Source organism: Vibrio algarum (assembly GCF_028204155.1).
Taxonomy (GTDB): domain Bacteria; phylum Pseudomonadota; class Gammaproteobacteria; order Enterobacterales; family Vibrionaceae; genus Vibrio; species Vibrio algarum.
Genome location: NZ_JAQLOI010000001.1, coordinates 2,621,927 through 2,642,325, shown reverse-complemented (window position 1 = coordinate 2,642,325; position 20,399 = coordinate 2,621,927). Strand labels below are relative to the sequence as shown.

Here is a 20,399-nt window from a genome sequence, read left to right as displayed (position 1 = left end):
TAATCTAAGAATCAATTTAATGAAAATCTCTCGATTGAGTACGAAACTGCGCAATAGAGTCGGTTAAGTCAATCAGTTTACCTGCGATAACATGGGTGACTTGACCGTCATGTTCTAATATCCCTTTTACTTTTAATATATTAGCGGTTAGATAAGCTTGTTTTTGGGCCTTAGCTGTTCCTGACCATACCACCACATTTACGTTGCCTGTATCATCTTCTAACGTAAAAAATGTCACTCCTGCTGCTGTTCCAGGGGATTGCCGACCTGTAACCACACCTATCACAGTAACAAGGGATTTGTGAGGAAGACTTAAGAGTTCAGTTTGCCGAGTAAACTTACCTAACACTCCTTCTTCCTCTAGCAACGCAATAGGGTGCTTGGACAATGATAGGCCCGTTGCCGCATAGTCTTCCGTTAATGTTTCAAATCTATTCTCTTTATATTGAAAATGGTTATTGTTGGTTGATTGCTGTTGAAAAAGAGGGTAATCCTGCAGAGAGTCCATTACAGCCCATCGTGTGGCGTATCGGTCACCGGAAAGTTCTTTTAAAGCATCTGCCGATGCTAAGGCTTCAATATCTTTTTTATTTAGACCGATACTTTTAAGCTGCCCGCTATGGTTATACCCTACGGTGGGACGATTTTTGATCAGTTGTTCTACGCCCTTTTTTGAAAGTCCTCGAACAAGGCGAAACCCAAGACGAAGGGCATAAGTGTCCGGGCTTGATTGGTCGTTAGCGACCATCATATGGTCGTATTCGGACTGATTTACGGAGATCGGTAACACTAAAATATTATGTCGGCGAGCGTCTTGAATCAGTTGAGAGGGACTATAAAAGCCCATTGGTAAGCTGTTTAAAATAGAAGTATAAAAGGCCTCTGGGTAGTAATATTTTAGCCATGCAGAGCAGTATGCCAATATAGCGAAAGAGGCAGAATGACTTTCAGGAAATCCGTATTCACCAAAACCACATATTTGGTCAAAAATGCGCTGTGCAAATTTAGCGTCATAACCTCTTTTTAACATGCCATTTATTAGTTTGTCTTTGAATTTAAACACGTGACCATTTTTTTCCATGCGGCCATGGCTCGTCGCAACTGATCGGCTTCTCCTCCGGTAAACCCTGCAGCGACCATGGCTAACTTAATCACCTGTTCTTGAAAAATAGGAACTCCCATTGTGCGATGTAATATGTCACGTACTTCTTCAGAAGGGTAGGTGATAGGTTCTTTGCCATCTCGCCGCTTTAGAAATGGATGAACCATATCGCCCTGAATTGGCCCGGGGCGTACAATGGCAATTTGAATAACAAGGTCATAATAGCAGTTCGGTTTTAAACGAGGCAGCATGCTCATTTGAGCTCGAGACTCGATCTGGAATACTCCGACAGTGTCCGCTTTTTGTAACATCGCGTAGACGTTTTTATCATCTTGCATACGGCTGATGTCAGCAATGGTTAATCTACGTTGTTGAACCTTTTCTACTAGGTCAAAACACTTTTTAATAGCGCTGAGCATACCGAGAGCGAGCACATCAACTTTCAATAGTTTGAGGGTTTCTAAGTCATCTTTATCCCATTGAATAACCGTTCTATCTGGCATAGAGGCATTTTCGACCGGAACCAATTCATATAGAGGGCCAGAAGAGATAACGAAACCACCAACATGTTGAGATAGATGCCGGGGAAAGCCCATTATTTCATTCACTAACTGGATAAACTGTTGGCCCTTTAAGGAATCAGGTTTAAGACCTAGCTCGGTGAGTTGGGCTTGCCAACCGAGAGAACGATCCCGTCGGTTAGTATTTTTGATAAAAAAATCTAATTGGGTTTCTGAGATCCCGAGAGCTTTGCCTACATCGCGCACTGCACTTTTGTATCGATAGCTGATCACCGTTGCAGCTAAAGCTGCCCTTTCACGGCCATATTTTTTATAGATATATTGAATAACTTCTTCGCGTCTCTCGTGCTCAAAATCCACATCGATATCTGGTGGCTCATCTCTTTCTTTGCTAATGAAACGTTCAAATAAGACAGAAATTTGCCTTGGGTCTACGGAGGTAATTTCTAAGCAGTAACAAACAACGGAGTTCGCGGCAGAGCCCCGACCTTGATATAAGATATTTTGACTTTTAGCAAACATGACGATGTCATGGATAGTTAAAAAATAGTAAGGGTATTTCAGTTCTTCAATAAGATTGAGTTCTTTGTCTATTATCTCTTGTACCGAGGTTGGAACCCCGTTGGGAAAACGTATTTTTTTACCTTTTTCGACTAAAACACGTAAATGGCTCATAGGTGTATGCCCAGTGGGAACAAGCTCTGCTGGGTATTGATAACAGAGTTCGTTCATTGTAAACGTACACTGCTGTGCCAATTTGTGTGAGGCTGCAACCATTGTGATTCAAAAATAGTGTGTAGCTTATCTATGGGGCGTAAGCTCTGCTCGGTATTACTAATTAGGTGGTGTTTAATGTCAGTAATAGCACGGCTTTCTCGTATTGCCGCTAAGGTGTGTTGAAGTGGTAAACGTGTTGCGCTATGCATTAATACCCCCCACAAGCCGTTATTGGGATATCGAATAGAAAAGATAATTTTTTACAGTGGTCGATATAGCCTTTATCAGTACTTTTTAAGTGACGTTGAAGGCCTAACCAGATTCTTGTTCTATGATGTTTGGTTAACCAATCTCCCCAATATTGGTCGCAGTGTTTGTGACGAGGTAACCAGAGGATATAGCAGTGCTTAAGGGACATAATATCCCACTCTGACAGGTTATAGGCTCCTTTCTCTGCTCGTCGTCGTGCATTGGTAATGACCCGGCATAACTCGGCATACGCTTCGCGAGTCGGGGTAAGCAAGACTATTTGGCATTCAGAATTGAGCCAAAACATACTGCCGACAATAAGCTTAATTTTAAGTCGTTTTTCTCTAATCGTTCTGAAAGCTCGAACGACACCAGCAACAGAACATTCATCCGTAATAGCAATGGCGGAATAACGAAGAAAGTCTGCTTGTAAAACCAGTTCTTCAGGATGAGAAGCACCAGTTAAAAAAGAAAAATTACTTTGACAAAATAACTCAGCGTAATTGAGCGTGTTCGATACCATTTAACTAAACACCCCATGTATAAACCATCTCTTTTTAGGGGTTTTAAATACCCATAATATCCTCCCTTGATGACTTCTGGCGATAAAATAATCTCTTGTTATCTCTCCGGCATCCCACCATCCTGTTACAAGCCTTTCTGGCCCATGGACAATAGATATTTTTTCTCGTAAAGGAATCGGTGAAGGAAATAGGATGCTGGGCCTTATCTGCCTAGTTTTGTGTTCAGTAGAATGATTGTCGAAGGGTTGACAAAGCTGCGTCGTTTTTTCTGGTCTTGGATCTGAGGTGAGTGTTATACCTCTTATGGCTTCTTTACCCAACTTAGCTTGCAAGCGAGAGATGAGCTCAAGATCAGGTATATCTCCTTTTGGGCCATCAAAGAGATCGAGTTTATCACTCTGCTGTTGGCTGACCCTCTTGGCTGAAAGTGTTATTGCTGTAACCGGCGCGTTAAGTTTAGTCGATTCTAAGGTTAGCTGGCTAAGTTCACGCCATTTATCAGCAAGGTAGTCGCCTCGTGCAGAAGTGAACATAATGGATTGCGGTTCATGGCTTTCTTCACGTTGAGAGAGTGTCAATATGAGCTCATAAGCCACTTGATCTCTTAGTTTCAGAAAACGTTCTAATTGATTAAATAACGCTTGGAGTGGTTTTTCTAACCACTGAAAATTATCGACTTCATAAAGTAATTCTAAGTATTGAGTGAATGACTCTGGTGGATAATAAAATTCGATAAGGTGTTTAAAGCGTCCCGTTAATTGACCAATATAATTAACTAGCTCGATATCAAATCGGCGAGCTATCTCTGAAATATCTAGCATGAGAAGATTACCTAAGTCGCGAACGCCTACGCGGTTAAGCTTTTCGATGGTTTTTCTTGTTAATTCTGTCGCTTCTAAAGGGTACTTTTTTAGTTGCTCTTCTATTTTTTCTTTATTTTCTGAAATGCGATTAAATTGAGCTTGAGCCAATAAACGAGCTGAGTAAGGGGAGTAACCAGTCGAAAAGTAATACTCAAGATTAAGTTTGTTTAATGGTGTTTTAACCGCTTGCCAATAGCTTTCTAGTCCATCATAAAGGGTTAACATATTTGTGACTTTAAGCAGTAAACCAGAGGGCGGTGAAATGGAGATGTCTGCTGTTATCAGATAAAGCCATTGTGCGATCTCTAATAATTTTTGTTTTTCAATATCCGGTTTATATGGGTGCACTTGTAAATTGTTACAAAGAGAGGCGGCATTACCTAACCCCATTCCTTGTTTTAGTCCAGATGTCTTCGCCATATTGTTGAGCTGTACAATATGATTTTTATGGATAACAGCAATAGGTTGCTGACTTGATTCCGAAAAAGGGTATCAAGTTGCAACTTGGGGAAATGAAGATAGAGCCAAAGGGTCACGTCTAACCTTGCTTTAATGGCGGAAAATGGGCGACATTATCGTGGTTATTAATAGGGTCTTGATGATTGAAATCGTTTGTTGTAAACGTGCTCCTTTGTTTTTGGACAAGATAAGGCCAACGATGACCCATATCGACAGAGAAGCTTGATTTTAACCATCCTCCTTTACGTTTGTGCAGAGCAACCTTAATGCCATTCTCTTCAGGTTGAAGCTGTATACTCAATGAAATAGGCAAACTAACTTGATGTTTTTGCTCTGTTTTGAATAGAAACATTAAGCATTGCCCTGTTTCACTCGCGACCTGTAATCTTCTTGCTTGATGAACTTCTAATGATGGGTGCCATAATGTAACGCTCCCGCAGCAACCGCTTTTCAAGCACTGTTCTGCTGACCAAAGAGCCTCTTTTTCTGTTTTAGGAAAGATCATGATCACTCGATGAATATCGATGTCCTGTTGAGTTAAATATTCGGAGCATAGATGCCCAGGGGAATTGATAAAGACACTAAGCCTTTGTTTGCTGTTTGTTTTTATATACGGAGTGAGTAATCGTAACTCCCCAATACCAAGATCAGATGATATCTCCACCACGCCGTGACAAGGAAGCCCACCGTCTAATTGTGTATCGAGTTCTTTATATCCTGTTGAGAGAGTCTCTACAGAATGTTGTGGTTTAGAACCTTGCCAAATCAAATGTTTACTATGTAATAAATCAATAACGGTTTGCATAATAGGCGCCAAATATACTGTGTATATATACAGTATATTTGATCGTGAGAAAGGATCAAGAAAGAAAAAGAGGACTCATCCAGGTAAATTTATTTCTATTTAAAATACAGAACCTTGTATAGTATCTAAATCAATCATTCTCACCGAGTGAGTCGTACTTAGGGGTTATTTTATGCACCAGCAACTCATTACGCTGCTCGCACTTATTATCATCAGCTTTTCTATCGGTTTATGGTTTCAGAAAAGATATTCAGAGATTAGCCAACCTTTCAGTGTGGCATTAGGAAAGTTCACCTTAACGGTGATCATACCTTACTCAATACTGACCTCTATTTGGCAACTTCCCAAAATAGAAGCACAACTTTTCTATCTCCCTCTTGTTGGGGTTGGTGTGATCTTTTTAGGCGCTTTAGTCGGTTTTGTTACCGTTAAACTAAAGAGACTTCAGCCTAAGCAAGCAGGTGCATTGGTTTCTGTCACATCATTTTATAATTTAGGTGCACTAGGTAATTTGTGTGCATTCTTTATCTTTGGTGAAAGTGGCGTCGCGATAGTTGCTCTGTATAAATTGTGTGAAGAGTTGATCTATTTTGGTGGTATCTATCCTTATGCCCGAAAATGTGGAGACCAACACTTTAAGCAGGGTAAAAGCGCTTTTTGGCGAGATCCTATATTCTTAGCTGCAATCAGTGCGATTTCTATTGGTTTACTGCTTAATATTAGTGGTTTTAACCGGCCTATGATCATTGGTGATATAAACCAATATGTGATTCCACTTGGTAGCTTAATGATGGTTTTCTCGGTGGGGCTTACTTTTAATCTAAGGGGAGGAGAGCGGTGGAAAAAATTAGCGATACAGGTTTCAGTTTTTAGAGCTTTCTTGTCTCCGGCAATTGCGATGCTTCTTATTACCGTTTTTGACTTATGGGCGGTATATGACGGGCTGGCTGCCAAAGTGTGTATTCTGTTATCGGTTATGCCAACGGGGTTTACTTCGACGATACCAACAGTGCTGTATCGTCTAGATAGCGACCTGGCTAATACCGCATGGTTTTATAGCTATCTGGCTTTCTTTATCGCTTTTCCGATAACAGTAGCGTTACTCTAAACGCTACTGTTATTTTAATTTAACCGTCGATTATTTAGGTTGAGCGTCGATACACTCGCCATTTACAGCTTTACCTTCAGGCGCCATTAAATAGAGGTATAACGGCATAATATCGAGTGGCGTTTTCAATAAATGTGAATCTTCAGCAGGATAAGCGGTTGCGCGCATACCTGTTCGTGTTGCTCCGGGATTAATAGCATTAACTTTAATTGCAGTATCTGTTAGTTCATCAGCAAGGATCTGCATCATACCTTCGGTTGCAAATTTAGAAATAGAATAACTTCCCCAAAAAGCACGACCTTTATGCCCTACAGAAGACGAAGTATAGACGATACGAGCATCATCAGATTTGTGCAAGATAGGTAACAAGGCTTGAGTCATTAAAAATTGTGCTTTTACATTGACCTGCATAACATCATCAAAGGTATCTTCACCGATTTGATCGAATGGACTGATGACTCCAAGTAAGCTCGCATTATGTAAAACACCATCTAGACGACCGAATTGTTGTTCAATCGTTTCAGCCATATCAATATAGTTTTGTTTGCTTGCACCTTTCATATCCAACGGAATGATAGCCGGTTGAACGTAACCTGCCGCTTCAATTTCGTCATAAGTTTGTTCAAGCTTTTTAACCGTACGACCTAATAGAATAACAGTCGCACCATGTTCGGCATAGCTAAGAGCCGCTTGTTTTCCTATTCCTGCGCCCGCGCCGGTGATCAAAATGATTTTATCTTTGAGTGCATCTTTTGAGACTGAATAATCCACTTCCATATCCCTATTTTTATTATTTAATGTTGGTTATCATGACAAAGTGATTACAATACACGAATTGAAATAATTGGGGATACTAGATTGGAATTTTTGTTGGACTATGGTCTATTTTTGGCCAAGATTGCGACTTTTGTGGTAGCAGTTATTGCTATTTTAGTGGTTGCAAAAGCGGTCGGTGGGAAACAAGGTGGTCCGAAAGGTGAGTTAGAGATTACCAACCTAACCGAGAGACACAAAGATAACATCGAAGTGATGGAGCATCATTTGCATGATGGGACCTTTATAAAAGAGCGTGATAAAGCGGAAAAGAAAGCGGAAAAAGAGAAAGCAAAATCACGAAATAAAGAAGTTAAAAAAGCAGTGAAAGAGGGGGCGTTGGAGACAACGCGTGAAGCCCACCTGTTTGTAGTGGACTTTAATGGCAGCATCGATGCGAAAGAAGTAGCGTCATTGCGTGAAGAAGTCACAGCGATTTTGTCTGTAGCCAGAGAAGGGGATGAAGTTTTATTACGCCTTGAATCTGGTGGTGGTATGGTGCACGGATATGGGCTTGCGTCGTCACAGCTTGATCGCATTAAAGCGGCAAATATTCCATTGACTATCTCGGTTGATAAAGTGGCTGCGAGTGGTGGTTATATGATGGCGTGCATTGGTGACAAGATTGTATCGGCTCCCTTTGCAATTGTAGGCTCAATTGGGGTTATTGCTCAATTACCAAATTTTAATAAGCTACTTAAAAAGCACGATATAGAATTTGAACAGCTTACCGCTGGTGAATACAAGCGCACATTGACAATGTTTGGCGAAAATACCGACAAAGCACGCGATAAATTTAAAGTAGAACTTGAAGAGACGCATGGACTATTCAAAGATTTCATTCATGAACGTCGTCCTGCACTCGATTTAGAAAAAGTAGCAACAGGTGAGCATTGGTTTGGTACACAGGCCCAAGCATTGGGTTTAGTGGATGAAATCAGTACATCTGATGATATTGTCGTTGCTGCATGTAAAGAGAAAACGGTACTTTCTGTTCGCTATGTACAAAAGAAAAAAATGGCAGACAAACTTGCGGGAATTGGTGGTGAAGCAGCAGACCATTTATTGATGAAATGGTTGTCTCGTGGACAAAGACCGATAGTTTAACGTTTTATAGTTTACATCGGTAAATTATAGATAAGCGTCATAGTTGATAGTGCTTATTATGTGGGTTAACAAGGCATTCGCTTGACCCACTTTTAATGAGCAAATTTTAATTTTTCTTCTTTCTTTCCTCGCTACAAGCTCCATTTCAACCTATAATATGTCGCCGATAAAAGTGGTTCTATATTGATAGAATTACGACTAACTAAAAAATTGGAGTAATGAATGTCTTCGAAGACACCGGTTGTAACTGTGGATGGACCTAGTGGTGCAGGTAAAGGCACACTATGTATGTTGCTAGCTGAAAAACTTGGATTTCATTTATTAGATTCTGGCGCAATATATCGGGTGTTAGCTCTAGCGGCTATTCACCATGGCGTTAATACGGAATCAGAAGAAGCATTAGTGCCTTTAGCAACGCATTTAGACGTACAGTTTATTGCTGAAGGTGATTTAGTTAAGGTTATTTTAGAAGGAGAGGACGTTTCCTCTGAACTTCGTAAAGAAGAGACCGGTACAGCGGCCTCAAAAGTTGCTGCATTACCACGAGTGCGTGAGGCTTTACTACGCCGACAACGCTCATTTAGCACAGAACAAGGTTTGGTGGCTGATGGACGTGATATGGGCACTGTTGTATTCCCGAATGCTGAAGTGAAAATCTTCCTTGATGCAACGGCTGAAGAAAGGGCAGACAGACGCCTTAAGCAGTTGCAAGCTAAGGGGTTAAGTGTTAAATTTGACCACCTTTTACGCGAGATTCAGGAACGTGATGACAGAGACCGCAACCGTGCGGTGGCTCCGTTACGACCTGCTGATGGCGCATTAGTGCTTGATTCTACAACACTTTCTATAGGTGAAGTGGTTAATCAGGCGCTTGAATATATCGAATCTAAATTGTCTTAATTAAGAGGCAATAGGAGGTCGGTCGCAAGGATGATGACTGACTATTTTATCAACCCCACGCGGTAGGATGCCCGTGGAAGTTTAATAATTGAAGATCAAATTAATGACTGAATCTTTCGCTCAACTCTTTGAAGAGTCTCTAAACGAACTAGAATTTCGCCCAGGTACTATTGTTAAAGGTACTGTAGTTGCTATCGAGAACGGTTTCGTTCTTGTTGATGCTGGCCTAAAATCAGAATCTGCTATCCCAGCAGAGCAATTCAAGAACGCTGCTGGCGAACTTGAAGTTGAAATTGGTACAGAAATCGACGTAGCACTTGATGCTGTTGAAGATGGCTTTGGTGAAACTCAACTTTCTCGTGAGAAAGCTAAGCGTCACGAAGCGTGGATCGTTCTTGAGAAAGCATACGAAGAAGCTGAAACTGTTATTGGTATCATTAACGGTAAAGTTAAAGGTGGTTTCACTGTAGAACTAAACGGTATCCGTGCGTTCTTACCTGGTTCACTAGTAGATGTTCGCCCAATCCGCGACACTGCTCACCTAGAGAACAAAGAGCTAGAGTTCAAAGTAATTAAGCTAGATCAAAAACGTAACAACGTTGTTGTTTCTCGCCGTGCTGTTATCGAATCTGAAAACAGTGTTGAGCGTGACGAGCTTCTTGAAACACTTCAAGAAGGTAGCGAAGTTAAAGGTATCGTTAAGAACCTTACTGACTACGGTGCATTCGTTGACCTTGGCGGCGTAGATGGCCTACTTCACATCACTGATATGGCTTGGAAGCGTGTTAAGCACCCATCTGAGATCGTAAACGTTGGTGATGAAATCCTAGTTAAAGTTCTTAAGTTCGACCGTGAGCGTACTCGCGTATCACTAGGTCTTAAGCAACTAGGCGAAGATCCATGGGTAGCAATCGCTAAGCGTTACCCTGAAGGTCACAAACTAACAGGTCGTGTTACTAATCTAACTGACTACGGTTGCTTCGTTGAAATCGAAGAAGGCGTAGAAGGTCTAGTACACGTTTCAGAAATGGATTGGACTAACAAGAACATCCACCCATCTAAAGTGGTTAACGTAGGCGATGAAGCTGAAGTTATGGTTCTTGAGATTGACGAAGAACGTCGTCGTATCTCTCTAGGTCTTAAGCAATGTAAAGCAAACCCTTGGCAGTCATTCGCTGAAGCGCAAGCTAAAGGCGATAAAGTAACTGGTAAGATCAAGTCTATCACTGACTTTGGTATCTTTATCGGTCTTGACGGCGGCATCGACGGTCTTGTTCACCTATCTGATATCTCTTGGAATGTTGCAGGAGAAGATGCGGTACGTGATTATAAGAAAGGCGATGAAATCTCTGCTGTTGTTCTTGCAGTTGATGCAGAGCGTGAACGTATTTCTCTTGGCGTTAAGCAAATGGAAAATGACCCGTTCAACGCATTCGTTGCTGATAACAAGAAAGGCATCCTAGTTAATGCTACAGTTACTGCAGTTGACGCAAAAGGTGCTACACTTGAAATTGCAGAGGGCGTTGAAGGCTACATCCGTGTTTCTGAAGTATCACGTGACCGTGTTGAAGATGCATCTCTAATCCTAAGCGTAGGCGATAGTGTTGAAGCGAAGTTCACGGGCGTTGACCGTAAGAACCGCGTAGTTAACCTTTCTGTTAAAGCGAAGGACGAAGCTGATGAGCAAGAAGCAATGGCATCAGTGAACAAGCAAGAAGATAATAGCGGGTTCACAAATGCTATGGCAGATGCTTTCAAGGCTGCTAAAGGCGAGTAATATAATCGCAATTAGGGAGCCTTTTGGCTCCCTTTTTTATGATTTGACGTTTTTGAAAATGTGATGAGGGTAAATATGACTAAGTCTGAACTAATAGAAAGACTCTGTGCTGAACAAACTCACCTTTCTGCGAAAGAGATAGAAGACGCTGTAAAGGATATCTTAGAGCATATGGCTTCTACCTTGGAAAGTGGAGATAGAATTGAGATTCGCGGCTTTGGTAGTTTCTCATTGCATTATCGTGAACCTCGTGTAGGTCGTAACCCTAAAACAGGTGATAAAGTTGAACTTGAAGGCAAATATGTCCCTCATTTCAAACCAGGTAAAGAACTGCGTGAACGCGTAGATATTAACTAGTTTTACCAGTTTAGAGTTATAAAAAAGCGGCATATTTTCATATGCCGCTTTTTTATACCTGTTTCTGATGGTTTGTGGTCTCAAATTACTGCATAATCAGAAGTTAGCGAAATATCTGGAGTAGTGAGTCATGAAAATTATAAAAACGATTCTAGTCATTGCACTTTTTCTTGTAGCATTAGCATTAGGTGCGCAAAACCAAGAAGTCGTCTCTTTTAACTATCTTTTAGCACAAGGTGAATTTCATCTATCTACATTGTTAGGTGTTGTTTTTGTTGCAGGTTTTGCACTAGCTTGGCTAATTGTAGGAAGCATGCAGTTAAAGTCCCAGTTAACTATTCGCCGCTTAAACCGAAAATTGAAAAAGTCTACAGCGAATCAGCTTCCAGTAGAGTCGAAAGCTTAGTGGCGATATAGCGTAGCGGTAAGCACCGATGCTTGAACTACTCTTCTTATTATTGCCAATTGCTGCTGCCTATGGCTGGTACATGGGTAATAGAAGTGCACGGCATGATAAGCAAGATCAATCTCATCAAATATCCCGTCAATACGTAACGGGGTTAAACTTGTTATTGTCTGATCAATCAGACAAAGCCGTAGATCACTTTATTGAACTACTTCAAGTTGATGCTGAAACGATTGATACCCACTTAGCGCTCGGTAATTTGTTCCGATCACGAGGGGAAGTAGATCGAGCAATTCGAATCCACCAAAATCTTATTTCCAGAAAAAACCTCACAATAGATCAAAAAAATCTCGCACTGCAACAGTTAGCGAAAGATTATATGGTGTCAGGTTTTTTAGACCGTGCAGAAAAAATATTTGAACAATTGGTTGAAGAGCCCTCCCATAGAGAAGCCGCATTAACTCAATTAGTGAGTATTTATCAACAGACGCGCGAGTGGGATAATGCGATCAAGTATGCAACAGCGTTAGTGAAGCTTGGACGTAAGCGTATGACGGCGAATATTGCTCATTTCTGGTGCGAACTAGCATTGCTTGAACAAGCGGAAGAAGATACATCTAAAGCCGTTCTCTATTTTAAAAGAGCGTTATCCGAAGACCCTAAGTGTGTACGAGCAAGTATTTCTTTGGGCAAACTTTATCTAGAAAATGAAGACTATAAAAGTACCATCAAGTATATGGAGATGGTGCTGGACCAAGATACGGATTTTGTCAGTGAAGTCCTTGAAACCTTAGCCGAATGCTATCACCACATTGGGCAAGAAGATAAATTGGTAGAGTTTCTTCGAAAATGCATAGAGAAGAAAGCGGGTGTTTCTGCTGAATTAATGTTGGCCCAATTGGTTGCGCATCATGAAGGTTTTGCCTCTGCACAGACCTTATTAACGCGTCAGTTAGTACGAAACCCAACCATGAAAGGCTTTCACCGTTTAATGGATTATCATCTCGCTGAGGCCGAAGAAGGACGAGCTAAAGATAGCTTAACGACGTTACGCTCACTTGTCGGTGAGCAGCTTAAAACAAAGCCGCACTATCGTTGTAGAAAATGTGGCTTTTCTACCCACGCACTTTATTGGCACTGTCCATCTTGTAAAGGGTGGGGAACCATTAAGCCAATCCGTGGGCTTGATGGAGAGTAATGAAACCGATGATTCTGATGCAGTTTTCATCATTCCTGTGAAAACGGGAATTAGTGTGAGATTAGAACCCCAGTTTCGTGAGGAAGACGAAGCATGATCCCTTAAGCGGTTTACGGAATCGAGTTCATTTTGCTCACACCATTAATGTAATTAGTATTACCTCCAAACTTGGAGGTTTTTTTGAATAATAGTAGGAGAGAAAATGCTGGATCAAAAAGTTATTGTGGCTCTGGATTATGACAATCAAGTTGATGCATTAGCCTTTATCGATAAAATCGATCCCAATTCCTGTCGTCTTAAAGTAGGCAAAGAGATGTTTACTTTATATGGACCACAGTTTGTAAAAGAATTACATAAACGTGGTTTCTCTGTGTTTCTTGATCTCAAATTTCACGATATTCCAAATACTTGTTCAAAAGCAGTAAGAGCTGCCGCAGAACTGGGTGTTTGGATGGTGAATGTGCATGCCAGTGGCGGAGAGAAAATGATGTCGGCTTCTCGTGAGATATTAGAACCTTATGGGAAAGAAAGGCCTTTATTGATAGGGGTGACTGTATTAACGAGTATGGAACGTTCTGATCTTGTTGGTATTGGTTTGGATATAGAGCCTCAGCAGCAAGTAATGCGCCTTGCTCAATTATCTCAAAATAGTGGTTTAGATGGTGTTGTATGTTCGGCACAAGAATCTTCAATGCTTAAATCTACTTTAGGCAATGAGTTTAAGTTGGTTACACCAGGTATTCGCCCAGCGGGTAGCGCTGTTGGAGATCAAAAGCGAATTATGACGCCAGCAGAGGCGGTTAAAGCTGGCTCTGACTATTTAGTTATAGGTCGACCTATTACACAAGCGAAAGACCCAGCCGCAATGCTTACAGAGATAAATAAAACGTTGATTGTTTAAGATTGATCAAAGTTCTTGAATCTTGAGCGCTTCGCTTTTTGAAAGAAATTGAATCTTGAGCGCTTCGCTTCTCGAATCTTGAAAAAACATTTGCATTGGTGTTTTTAAAAGCTATTTTTTTACTCAAGACTCAAGACTCAAGACTCAAGACTCAAGACTCAAGACTCAAGACTCAAGACTCAAGACTCAAGACTCAAGACTCAAGACTCAAGACTCAAGACTCAAGACTCAAGACTCAAGACTCAAGACTCAAGACTCAAGACTCAAGACTCAAGACTCAAGACTCAAGACTCAAGACTCAAGACTCAAGACTCAAGACTCAAGACTCAAGACTCAAGACTCAAGACTCAAGACTCAAGACTCAAGACTCAAGACTCAAGACTCAAGACTCAAGACTCAAGACTCAAGACTCACAGGCTTTCCACTATGGAACTTAAAGTCCTTGTCAGGTGAAGAGATAAGGTTCGCTTCGATAACCCCTAACGCTTTCACTCGTTCGGAAATATCTTCCTCTGCGATTTGCTCAGCTAAAGTAAGGTAATCTTGGTAATGGCGTGCTTCAGAACGTAACAAGGAGACATAAAATTGCTCTAAGTCTTTATCAAGATGAGGTGCTAGTTTAGCAAATCGTTCGCAAGAACGTGCTTCGATATAAGCGCCTATAATCAGTTTGTCGACAAGAGCATAAGGTTCGTATGTTCTTACTGCAGATAATAAGCCTTTAGCATATCGGCTAGCGCCAATCGTCTCATATTTGATGCCCCTTTTTTCCATGATTTCTAATACTTGATAAAAATGATGTAATTCTTCTTTGATCAACAAAACCATCTTATCGATGAGGTCTTGGCTATAGGGAGAGTCTGATTTGGCCATAATAGCCTTAGTGATATTACTTTGACCTTTTAGTGTGGTTGAATTACCCACCTTGCGATAGGCAAAATCTTCATAAGGTTTAAACCATTCCAGTAAAACAGACGCGCTCTGATTATCTACGGCATACTTCCTTATTAAAAACATAGCCGACTGTCCCGCTTTTAGCTCACATAGTAAGTGATCAAGTAAGATAGTTTTAAGGTTCTCAGGCTTTCTGGCAGCATCGATCCATTCTTGTGGTGTTCCGCACTGCAAAAACAGATGAATAGGGTCAAGTAGTCGCTGTATTGTCGTGTTACTATTCATGTCTTGCCATATATTTTGTATAAAAAAGGCCGCGAATGCGACCTTATAAACAGAGTCTAAAGTGACATTATTACCACTTTTTCTTCTCACCAAATAACGCTTCCATATCATTATCGCGTTCTTTTTCTTCCTGCGCGAGATTATTTGCGTTTGTGTCTTTCTTATTTTTATCTAACTTATCTAACATGCCTTGTAATTTTTCACGGGCTTGATTGGAGTATGCGTCATTTTTAGACATTAACACATCGATTGCTTTTTTTAGCAGTTGACGCGCTGTGCCTAATTGCCCACGGACAATCGCTTCGTTGGCTCGTTTGACGACATTTTCAATATTTATGCGGATTTGAATGGTTTCCAATCGAGCATTTTCAGCAACGTAGCTTTGGGTATTGAAACGGCCCTTATTATGTTCACTACGGATAGTATCTTTCAGACGCTTAACAAGTTTCAACATTATGATTGCTTGTTTATCACTTGTAGGAACCTTGAATGTCGTACTTTCTCCACCAGCGTAATTATCTCGCAGGGTTTGAATCTGATTTTTCATGTTTTCAATACGCTGAGCAAGTTGCTTGTTTTTTTGGTCAAGCATAAACATGCTTTCTAACGCATCTAAAATACGGCTATTTAAACAGATGAGTAAATCCTGACTGTAGGGTAAATGATGAGCATTACCAATAAGATCTTCGGTGGCATCTATAATGGCGAGATAGCGCGCCGATTCGACCCTTCTGGAGGATTCGATTTTTGCATTATATTGCAACATAACGTTATAACCGATCACCAGAACCAGTAATATTGCAACAAGAACAACAATTAAACCAATATTCATAAAGTTATATCTATTCGATGGAGAAATAAGCTGCAGATAGCATACACTATTCTACAGGGCGGCTATAGCCGTATTGACGGATTCCATAATTATTAACGCTATCTTACTTATTCGTAATGAAAATCGGCAACTGTCGACTAAAAGTGTGTGTTCGATTACAAAAAAGAACCAATAAGCTTTTAATCCTACGAAAGATTCTGCTTCTTGGTATGCTTTTTCGCTATCAATTTTTATGATTAAACGTTATAACTATTATTTATAACCTTTGATTATAACGTTAGATGGTAAAGGAATACAGGTAGCAAAATGAAGTTACAACAGCTGAGGTATATCGTTGAAGTAGTGAATCATAATCTGAATGTATCCGCTACAGCTGAGAGTCTCTATACTTCTCAACCAGGTATCAGCAAACAAGTACGCTTATTGGAAGACGAGTTAGGTATTCAAATATTTGAGCGTAGTGGCAAGCACTTAACTCAGGTAACAACGGCAGGTCTAGATATTGTAAGAATTTCTCGGGAAATTCTCTCACGTGTCGAAGGCATCAAATCGGTCGCAGGTGAACATACTAACCCAGAAATGGGGACGTTAAATATCTCAACGACTCATACACAAGCCCGTTATGCTTTACCTGACGTTATCAAGGGTTTTACCGCCCGGTACCCTAAAGTCTCCTTGCATATGCATCAAGGAACTCCTTCTCAGATGTCAGAAGCGGTTGCGAAAGGAACGGCGAATTTTGCTATTGCTACCGAGGCGTTACATCTATATCAAGATGCAATCATGCTGCCTTGTTATCATTGGAATCGTTCTATTGTAGTGACAAGAGACCATCCTTTAGCACAAAAAACATCGGTGTCGATTGAAGACCTCGCAGCCTATTCTTTGGTTACCTATGTGTTTGGCTTTACAGGCCGATCAGAACTGGATACCGCCTTTGATACAGCAGGTTTAACACCAAAAATTGTCTTTACAGCTACAGATGCCGACGTCATAAAAACCTATGTTCGAATGGGTATTGGTGTTGGTGTTATTGCAAGTATGGCTATCGATCAAGTTCAGGATACCGATTTAGTTGTCATAGATGCTAGTCATATATTTGGTTCTAGTACGACGAGTATAGGTTTTAGGCGTGGAACTTTTTTACGAGCCTATATGTTTGATTTTATGGAGCGTTTTGCCCCTCATCTAACACGGCCAGTTGTAGAGCAAGCCATTTCCTTAAGAAATAACGTAGAAATTGAAGAGATGTTTAGGGATATCGATCTGCCAATGCGTTAAGCATTTCTTTTTGCATGATTCACCCTACAATTCGTTTTGCAGCGATAGGGGGAATCATGCAGGCTATATTTAACCAGCTAGAGAAGACACTTCAACAAAATGAATCTCTTTGGCGATTTGAACCATTTCATCAAAGCCTACAACCTAAACTACCATGGTTTAACGACTACCCTGAATTATGCCAATGGCTTATGGAATTATCTCCTGAGCGAATTCAGCGATATAAATCTTCATTTTCAGAATTACTAAATGATATTGCACCACTATTCACTCAAGCAGAAGAGTTGCAAAGGCTTGTTTCACTACCGACGATTAATCAAGATTTGGTTTCGTTGGAAAGAGGGCTCGACTCTGGGATCCCTGGCCGAAAACTAAAACAGATCGTCTCTATGGGAAGCTTTGCGTTAGCGCATCATCAAGGCACGCAGTGGTTAGAGTGGTGCTCAGGTAAAGGATACCTGGGGCGCATATTAGCATCAAACTCTCTTCACCCGGTGGTAAGTTTTGAGTGGCAAAAATCGCTTTGTGATATAGGGCAAAAAGAAGCATTGAACAAATCACTTCCCATGACATTTATTCAAGGGGATGCTTTATCAGAAAGCGCTAAAAATGTTGTGACGTCAAAACAACATGTTGTTGCATTGCATGCATGCGGTGATCTTCACGTTAGATTGATTCAACACGCTAGTGATGTAGGTAGCCAAGCTATTTCTGTTTCTCCTTGCTGTTATCACCTGATTGAAAATGAGAGATATCAGCCACTTTCAGAGCAAGGGTTGCTATCTACACTTAATTTGAGTAAAGCAGAATTACGCATTCCTTTGCAAGAGACAGTGACGGGGGAAAAAGAGTCTCAAGGCACAGAGAGCAAGAGATGCGTTATCGATTAGGTCTGGATCTGATATTAAAGGATGTGCTTGGTATAGAAGGGTATGTTTCTATACCCAGTATTAAAAAATCGATGCTTTCAGAAGGGTTTGAGCATTTTTGCTGTTGGGCGGCTAAAGCGAAGGGCATTACCTTACCAGAGGTGAATGGTCTTTTTTGGGAAAAATGGGAAAAAGAAGCAGAAAAGAGATTTTGGCAAATGGAGCGCTTAAGTTTACTTCAACAGATATTTAGGCGTGGTATAGAACTGTGGCTTGTTTATGACAGAGCATTATATCTACAACAGAAAGGCTATCTGGTTAGCGTCGCTGAGTTTTGCGAAAGGTCTGTAACACCAAGGAATATTATTATCCACGCTGTAAAGCGGTAAGCGTACCTAGAAGGCTAGGTTTACCTCCAATTAATATTAGAATCTGGCTTTGTTGTGCAATGGTGGTGAGTCCCTTAACGCCTACTAATTCTGTCACTCGCGCCATTCCCACCAGCTGCGCCATTCCCGTGAAAGTGCGAATCTTAATTAATAGATTCCCACTTTCGTAGGTTACAGCTGACTTTCAACAGGATAGGTCATATTGAAAGCCGATGCTGAAATAAACCGAGGTTTTCAGCCTAATTAAACATTTCTATTGCAGATTTTGCATCTACATATTCTAGGTCAAAACTCTCTGCTACTTCCTTACATGTCACTTTACCATGGATAACATTAAGTCCATCCAAGAATCCTTCATCACTGAGTAGTGCTTCTCTATAACCTTTGTCTGCTAGTTTCAGGATGTAGGGTAAGGTGGCATTGTTAAGTGCGAAAGTAGACGTTCTTGCGACAGCACCGGGCATATTAGCAACACAATAGTGCACAACGTCGTCGATTATATAAGTAGGGTCTGCATGAGTGGTTGCATGAGAGGTTTCAAAGCACCCTCCTTGATCAATTGCTACGTCAACAACCGCTGCACCTGGTTTCATTTTAGAAATATGTTCTTGTGTGACGAGTTTAGGAGCCGCAGCACCAGGGATAAGGACGGCACCGATGACAAGGTCAGCTTCTAGAATATGCTTCTCTAAGGCATCAACTGTAGAATAAACAACTTTTGCACGTCCTTGGAACTCTTCATCTAATCGACGCAAAGTATCAATGTTTCTGTCTAGAATAGTTACGTCTGCACGCATACCTACAGCCATTCTAGCCGCATTCGAACCAACTACTCCGCCACCTAATATCACGACTTTTGCAGGCTCAACACCTGGAACCCCACCAAGTAAAAGGCCACGACCACCATGAGATTTTTCTAAAGTTTGTGCTCCAGCTTGAATAGACATTCGTCCTGCAACTTCAGACATTGGTGCTAATAGTGGCAGACGACCCATATAATCTGTTACAGTCTCATAGGCTATACAGACGGCTTTGCTCTTGATAAGCTCTTCTGTCTGTGGAAAATCTGGTGCAAGGTGTAAATAAGTGAACAATATTTGCCCTTCACGGAGCATTGCACGCTCCACAGATTGAGGTTCTTTTACCTTTACAATCATTTCTGCTTTAGCGAATACGTCAGAAGCAGTAGGAAGAATGGATGCGCCTACAGCGATGTAATCATCGTCTGAAAAGCCGATACCTGAACCAGCATTGGTCTCAACGTAAACTTGGTGACCATGTGAAATTAGTTCTCTCACATTTGCTGGGATCATACCCACACGATACTCGTGGTTTTTGATTTCCTTAGGTACTCCGATAATCATGCTAACTCCTTTTTGATTTGTGGTTGTAATGACTGGGTTTTTAGTAAAAGTCCAAAATATACCTCTAGTATAAAGTGTATAATATAAAATTTGATTCTGAATATTACCAAGTTGTAGTATATTTTTTTGCAGGGAAGTTAAAAGGTGGAATAAAAAATGGCAGACAACTACAAAAAGCCGTCCAAGGAACTAGATCGCATCGATCGCAATATCTTAAATGAATTGCAGAAGGATGGTCGTATTTCAAATGTAGAACTGTCTAAGCGAGTAGGTCTTTCTCCTACCCCGTGCTTGGAGCGTGTTCGTCGATTGGAACGACAAGGGTATATCATCGGTTATACCGCATTATTAAACCCACAATATTTGGATGCGTCTTTACTTGTGTTTGTAGAGATTACATTGAATCGTGGAGCACCAGATGTATTTGAACAGTTTAATACCGCCGTTCAAAAACTGGATGACATCCAAGAATGTCATCTTGTATCGGGTGATTTTGATTACCTTCTTAAAACGCGAGTATCCGATATGAGTGCATATCGTAAACTGCTCGGGGATACTCTATTACGATTACCAGGTGTCAACGACACTCGTACTTACGTTGTAATGGAAGAAGTTAAGCAATCAAATCAGTTAGTAATTCAAACTCGATAATCGTGATTTTAGAAAGCCTTAAGTCTG

General features: G+C 40.9%; 15 protein-coding genes and 3 pseudogenes. 11 read left to right on the top strand and 7 right to left on the bottom strand.

Annotation, left to right across the window (positions count from 1 at the left end):
- Positions 1 to 16: 16 nt before the first annotated feature.
- The 3 genes and pseudogenes from PGX00_RS12300 to imuA form a co-directional block, all read right to left on the bottom strand.
- A pseudogene (locus PGX00_RS12300) lies at positions 17 to 3,112 on the bottom strand (error-prone DNA polymerase).
- Positions 3,113 to 4,512, bottom strand: a pseudogene (locus tag PGX00_RS12295) (Y-family DNA polymerase). It lies immediately after the preceding pseudogene.
- 2 nt (positions 4,513 to 4,514) lie between these two features.
- The gene (imuA, locus tag PGX00_RS12290; RefSeq protein ID WP_272136825.1) at positions 4,515 to 5,240 is read right to left on the bottom strand and encodes a translesion DNA synthesis-associated protein ImuA; all 726 of its coding nucleotides are present in this window, start codon (positions 5,238 to 5,240) and stop codon (positions 4,515 to 4,517) included.
- Positions 5,241 to 5,412: 172 nt separating this feature from the next.
- Here imuA and PGX00_RS12285 point away from each other — a divergent pair, with 172 nt between their 5' ends.
- Positions 5,413 to 6,348 carry an AEC family transporter gene (locus PGX00_RS12285; protein ID WP_272136823.1) on the top strand — a complete coding sequence of 312 codons (936 nt, stop codon included), beginning with the start codon at positions 5,413 to 5,415 and terminating at the stop codon, positions 6,346 to 6,348.
- 30 nt (positions 6,349 to 6,378) lie between these two features.
- On the opposite strand, the gene PGX00_RS12280 is transcribed toward PGX00_RS12285, so the two are convergent.
- On the bottom strand, positions 6,379 to 7,119 hold the full coding sequence (locus PGX00_RS12280; protein ID WP_272136822.1) for a YciK family oxidoreductase: 741 nt from the start codon (positions 7,117 to 7,119) through the stop codon (positions 6,379 to 6,381).
- Positions 7,120 to 7,206: 87 nt separating this feature from the next.
- Between PGX00_RS12280 and sohB the strand changes: the two genes are divergently transcribed.
- From sohB to pyrF, 7 genes are all read left to right on the top strand, one after another.
- Positions 7,207 to 8,268: a protease SohB gene (gene sohB / locus PGX00_RS12275; protein WP_272136821.1), complete on the top strand. Its 1,062-nt coding sequence runs from the start codon at positions 7,207 to 7,209 to the stop codon at positions 8,266 to 8,268.
- Between the two features lie 222 nt (positions 8,269 to 8,490).
- Positions 8,491 to 9,168, top strand: coding sequence for a (d)CMP kinase (cmk, locus tag PGX00_RS12270; protein ID WP_272136819.1), 678 nt, complete (start codon positions 8,491 to 8,493; stop codon positions 9,166 to 9,168).
- Between the two features lie 103 nt (positions 9,169 to 9,271).
- Positions 9,272 to 10,945: a 30S ribosomal protein S1 gene (gene rpsA / locus PGX00_RS12265; RefSeq protein WP_272136816.1), complete on the top strand. Its 1,674-nt coding sequence runs from the start codon at positions 9,272 to 9,274 to the stop codon at positions 10,943 to 10,945.
- A gap of 75 nt (positions 10,946 to 11,020) precedes the next feature.
- Positions 11,021 to 11,302 carry an integration host factor subunit beta gene (ihfB, locus tag PGX00_RS12260; RefSeq protein WP_272136814.1) on the top strand — a complete coding sequence of 94 codons (282 nt, stop codon included), beginning with the start codon at positions 11,021 to 11,023 and terminating at the stop codon, positions 11,300 to 11,302.
- Between the two features lie 130 nt (positions 11,303 to 11,432).
- Positions 11,433 to 11,708 carry a LapA family protein gene (locus tag PGX00_RS12255; RefSeq protein ID WP_272136812.1) on the top strand — a complete coding sequence of 92 codons (276 nt, stop codon included), beginning with the start codon at positions 11,433 to 11,435 and terminating at the stop codon, positions 11,706 to 11,708.
- A gap of 28 nt (positions 11,709 to 11,736) precedes the next feature.
- On the top strand, positions 11,737 to 12,906 hold the full coding sequence (gene lapB, locus PGX00_RS12250) for a lipopolysaccharide assembly protein LapB (RefSeq protein WP_272136810.1): 1,170 nt from the start codon (positions 11,737 to 11,739) through the stop codon (positions 12,904 to 12,906).
- Between the two features lie 202 nt (positions 12,907 to 13,108).
- Positions 13,109 to 13,807 (top strand): orotidine-5'-phosphate decarboxylase, encoded by a 699-nt coding sequence (gene pyrF / locus PGX00_RS12245; RefSeq protein WP_272136808.1) that lies wholly within the window; start codon positions 13,109 to 13,111, stop codon positions 13,805 to 13,807.
- 396 nt (positions 13,808 to 14,203) lie between these two features.
- Here pyrF and miaE read toward each other — a convergent pair whose 3' ends face one another.
- Positions 14,204 to 14,986, bottom strand: coding sequence for a tRNA isopentenyl-2-thiomethyl-A-37 hydroxylase MiaE (miaE, locus tag PGX00_RS12240; protein WP_272138054.1), 783 nt, complete (start codon positions 14,984 to 14,986; stop codon positions 14,204 to 14,206).
- A 70-nt stretch (positions 14,987 to 15,056) separates the two neighbouring features.
- Positions 15,057 to 15,818 (bottom strand): DNA repair protein, encoded by a 762-nt coding sequence (locus PGX00_RS12235; RefSeq protein ID WP_272136806.1) that lies wholly within the window; start codon positions 15,816 to 15,818, stop codon positions 15,057 to 15,059.
- A gap of 306 nt (positions 15,819 to 16,124) precedes the next feature.
- Here PGX00_RS12235 and cysB point away from each other — a divergent pair, with 306 nt between their 5' ends.
- Both cysB and PGX00_RS12225 read left to right on the top strand, forming a co-directional pair.
- A complete protein-coding gene (gene cysB, locus PGX00_RS12230) occupies positions 16,125 to 17,099 on the top strand; it encodes an HTH-type transcriptional regulator CysB (protein ID WP_272136804.1) in 975 nt (324 codons plus the stop codon).
- 56 nt (positions 17,100 to 17,155) lie between these two features.
- A pseudogene (locus PGX00_RS12225) lies at positions 17,156 to 18,357 on the top strand (methyltransferase).
- Between the two features lie 239 nt (positions 18,358 to 18,596).
- Here the strand turns inward: PGX00_RS12225 and ald are convergent.
- Positions 18,597 to 19,721 (bottom strand): alanine dehydrogenase, encoded by a 1,125-nt coding sequence (ald, locus tag PGX00_RS12220; protein WP_272136802.1) that lies wholly within the window; start codon positions 19,719 to 19,721, stop codon positions 18,597 to 18,599.
- 156 nt (positions 19,722 to 19,877) lie between these two features.
- Between ald and lrp the strand changes: the two genes are divergently transcribed.
- Entirely contained in the window at positions 19,878 to 20,372 is a 495-nt protein-coding gene (gene lrp, locus PGX00_RS12215) for a leucine-responsive transcriptional regulator Lrp (protein ID WP_195702799.1), read from the top strand.
- Positions 20,373 to 20,399: the final 27 nt, after the last annotated feature.